The 4,005-nt window shown below is 66.6% G+C and carries 5 protein-coding genes; 4 read left to right on the forward strand and 1 reads right to left on the reverse strand.

Annotated features, from left to right (window positions below):
* On the reverse strand, window positions 1–687 hold a 687-nt coding region (locus QZV72_RS10495; protein ID WP_297008271.1), incomplete at its 3' end, for a histidine kinase dimerization/phosphoacceptor domain-containing protein.
* Window positions 688–796: 109 nt separating this feature from the next.
* Between QZV72_RS10495 and QZV72_RS10500 the strand changes: the two genes are divergently transcribed.
* From QZV72_RS10500 to QZV72_RS10515, 4 genes are all read left to right on the forward strand, one after another.
* A complete protein-coding gene (locus QZV72_RS10500; protein WP_297008273.1) occupies window positions 797–1,390 on the forward strand; it encodes a hypothetical protein in 594 nt (197 codons plus the stop codon).
* Between the two features lie 79 nt (window positions 1,391–1,469).
* Entirely contained in the window at window positions 1,470–1,904 is a 435-nt protein-coding gene (locus QZV72_RS10505) for an ABC transporter ATP-binding protein (protein WP_297008275.1), read from the forward strand.
* Window positions 1,905–1,925: 21 nt separating this feature from the next.
* Window positions 1,926–2,141, forward strand: coding sequence for a hypothetical protein (locus tag QZV72_RS10510; RefSeq protein WP_297008277.1), 216 nt, complete (start codon window positions 1,926–1,928; stop codon window positions 2,139–2,141).
* Entirely contained in the window at window positions 2,138–3,985 is a 1,848-nt protein-coding gene (locus tag QZV72_RS10515; protein ID WP_297008278.1) for a hypothetical protein, read from the forward strand. Before QZV72_RS10510 ends, QZV72_RS10515 begins: the two co-directional genes overlap by 4 nt.
* Window positions 3,986–4,005: the final 20 nt, after the last annotated feature.

Consider the following 4,005-nt stretch of genomic DNA (forward strand, 5'->3'; position numbering starts at 1 on the left):
CAGCGTCGCCACATTGAGCTGCAGCGCGGTGAGGTACTGCTGGGCACCATCGTGCAGTTCGCGTTCGATACGGCGTCGTTCACCGGTGAAGGCGTCCGCCAGGACGGCGCGGGAACGGGTGAGCTCGGCGACCTCGGCATCCGTGGTGGTGTTGGACGCCACGGTCGCGGCGACGGAGCACCCGGTGATCGCCCAGGCCAGGTAGAGGTAGGCCAGCAGGCCGATCACGGCCATCGCCCAGCACACCATGAACACCGCCGGGGGCCAGGTGGTGGACCAGAACACGAGGTCGAGATTGCCGTCGACCGAGTCCCGGAAGATGAAGGGCACTGCTGCGACGACCACGGTGAACACCCCGACGCTGCAGGTCAGGACGAAGGCGGCGAGCCCGAGGAACAGCTGGGTGATGAGTTCCACGGTCTGCCGCCAGTCGAACCAGCGGTTCACGCGGCGCGTCGGGACCTGCACCTTCATCCACCGCGCACTGATATGTCCGAGCAGGTCGGCGGCGCGGGCGCTGAGCGGTAACCAGGGGAGGAGGATCACTGTGATGATCAACGAGGGGAGGAACAGGACGGCAAGGAGGAGCGTCCAGAGGAGTGATCGCCACACCGGCAGTCGCATGAGGAACCGCCAGAGACGGCGGTCGAACCCTGGCGGCCAGTAGCGCAGTTCTCCGGTGGTCATGTCCACCGACTCTATCGGTGTGACCGGACGCTGTCGGTGGAGCCAGGTCCACCATTTCCCGGAGGCTGCGGGGACTGTTTTCCGCTACGCCGGACAGTGCCATGGAACCATGACTTCATTACCCCAGGCCACCGACGCTCGTCCTCGACGCGTCGCCTCCCTGGCCGCCCTCATCGGGGCAGGTCTGTTGCTGCAGGCCGGTGACGGAGACCCCGCGGAAGTGTCGGGAGATATTCCGGCGGCCGGCCCGGTGACGCAGGTGACGGCGGAGCTGGCCAGGATGGACGGTGACCGCGACGTCGCCGACACCTGGATTGGGTCACTGCCGGAGGCGGTCTTCGACGCTCTGGACTACCGTCCGGTGGTGGACGCCGACGGCTTCCCGGCGAACCCGGACGGCCGGTGCTCCAGCCCGGTGCCGCTGCCGGAGAGGTTCGAACCGCCATGTCGGACCCACGATCTCGGCTACGACCTGTTGCGGGTGGCACATGAGGAGGGGGAAGCACTTCCACAGGAACTGCGTCCGGCACTCGACCGGCAGCTCGGGAACCGGATCAGCACCTCCTGCCCGGTAGGCATCGTCGCTGGGGCAGGATGCCGGGGCCTGGGTGCCGTCGTCGACGTGGTGGTGGGGGTGAACACCTGGCGGCAGGGCAACGGTGCGCCGGTGGCGGAGGATCTGCCGTGGCCGACGCCGGGGTGACTCGCGGCGGGGGTGGAGCCAGGTCCCGTAATCGTCCGGATCCCTGTCCTTTCACGCTTTCCCAGGCGACACTTAAGGCATGGATATCACCGCCAGCCGACTCGTCAAGACTTACCGCGAACAGGATGGACCCGTCATCGATGACGTGGCTTTCACCGTTCCCGCCGGTTCCTTCCTCGCGCTCATGGGTCGCTCAGGCTCCGGCAAGTCGACCCTGCTGAATCTGCTGGCCGGGATTGTGCAGCCCACTGCCGGTCAGGTGTTCTACGGGGAGACTGACCTGTGGCAACTCTCGGATGCGAAGCGGTCACACTTGCGGGCCACTATGACGGCCACGATCTTCCAGAGCTACAACCTCTTCGACTTCCTCAGCGTGCAGGAGAACATCGCTCTCGGTATACGGTTGGCTGGGCGGCATGCTGATCAGGGAGCAATTTCGCAGGCACTGGACCAGGTCGGAATGGGTGACTGTCTGCGCGCTCGTCCTGACGAACTTTCCGGCGGTCAGCGTTAGCGGGTCGCGATCGCCCGCGCCGTGGCGTCCTGTCCAGAGGTCATCTTCGCCGACGAGCCGACCGGGGCCCTTGACGAGCGCAACGGGCGGATCGTGGTGGATCTGCTGCGGGAGCTGGCCACCGCGGGGACCACCGTCCTCATGGTCACCCACGACCCGGGCATTGCCTCCGCAGCCGACAGAACCCTTATCCTGCGCGACGGGGTCATCGAGGGCGAGATGGCGGGCACCCGATGATGCTTCGTCTTCTGCTCACCGGGCACCGGTCTGTCGTCGTGGCATCCGCCTCGACCCTCGCACTGCTAACTGCGGTGGCCGGGGGAGTAATCGGGACGGCCGTCCGTGCTGCGCAGGCATCGGACGCCTACCGCGATGCGCCGGTCGTCACCACGGGCATCTCCCTGCAGTGGAGTGCGTACCAGGGGATCGTCAACTACGCCGTCATGGTCGCCGGGCTGGCCTGCGTAGTCGGGATGATCCTTCTCGCCTCGGCGGCACAGTTCACCGTCGGCAGCCTGGCGGACACCTCCCGGAGCCTGCGACTGCTCGGGGTGTCCCGCCGTCGGATACGTCTGGGGCTGGTTGCTTCGATGGTGCCGGTATGTGCCGTCGGAGTTCTGTCCGGCATCCTGCTGTCACCGGTGATGGCACTCGCGTTCCGGTGGATTCTGGAACGTACCGGACTGGAGACCAGTGACCTCGCCGGGGTCTGGACGCCGACACCCGTGGCCGTCACCGGGGCAGCCCTTGCCGTCTGGGCGTTGCTGACACTCTGGTGGCAGGCCCGTCATCTTGCCGGGATCGACGCGGACACCCCCCACCCGGGTCTGCTCCGCAGGACGCTGCGGGTGCTCACCACCCCGCTGCGCTACGGCGTCGGCATTGCAGCGGCAGTGGGCCTGTGGGCGATGCTGCGCGCCACGATGACCTTCGACAACTACAACCAGATGGTCTTCGGGATTGCGCTCTGCACGCTTTTCGTCATCTGGTCGCTGACCCCGGTCACCCTCCGTGGCCTCGGGCGGCTGTTACGCCGGGCCGGTACCGGACAGATGGTCGTCGGTGGGGTGGCGTCTTCCCAGGGACGCCGTATCGCGGGCATGGTCCTGATCGCTGCACTGCTCGTGGTTCTCGGCGGTACCTCGGCATTCGCCGCGTTGACCTCCAGTACCGGGGCGAAATACCAGGGATCGGCATCTCTGCAGGTTGATGCGGTTGCTGACGTCGACCTCACTGCCGAGCAGACCACGGCGGCACGGGATGAGGGGCTCGTCGTCTCTCCGCTGGACACGGATGCCGGCTGGTTGGAGGGCGAGCGTTCAGTGGACGCGGTGACCGCGAACCGGGTGTACCCGGCGGCGATGGACGAGCTGTTGGTTCCCGGTACCGTCACTGCTGGATCGTTGGTCGATGTCCACGGGGACAATGTCGCCGCTGACGGTGGCTACGGCAGGGAACTGGGAGACACTGTCCTCATCCGCGATGATTCCGGGGCGCGCCGGGAGGTCCACATCGTCGCGACCGTGGACGATCAGTCGATCCTCGCCGGCGGGATCACCGTGGACGCTGCGTCCTTCCCGGTCAGTGCCTCAGGTACCTCCGCCACGACCTATGCCGCCGGGGGGTTGGACGCGATACAGGATGCCGTGCCTGATGCGGTATGGACCAGCCACCACGACTACATCGATGACGGCCTGACCATGTCGCAGAAGGACCAGATGCTCTCTCTGGCCGGCATGGTCGGTGGTATCGGCGTGGTGGCGGTGATCGCACTGCTGCACGCCGCGATCGGTTTCGCCACTGACCTGAACGGCGTGCGCCGCACACTCCGACGGCTTAGCTTCTCCTGGCGGCGGGTCATAGCGGTCTTCTCCGGTCTCGGGGTGACCGTCGGATTGGCTGCCGGGGTGGCCTCCGCAGTGGCCCTGCTCGTCGTGCAACGGACGTTGTCCGGGCTGCTGATCGGTATGGGGGTGACGACGGCGATGGCTGTGCCGTGGCCGCTGCTGCTCGCGCTGTGGGCCGTGGTCGTGGTGGCGTGCGTGGTAGGAATGTCGGTACCGTCCCTGAGTAGACGATAGAGTACCACCTGATTCGAACA

This window comes from uncultured Corynebacterium sp., from assembly GCF_902782855.1.
GTDB lineage: Bacteria > Actinomycetota > Actinomycetes > Mycobacteriales > Mycobacteriaceae > Corynebacterium.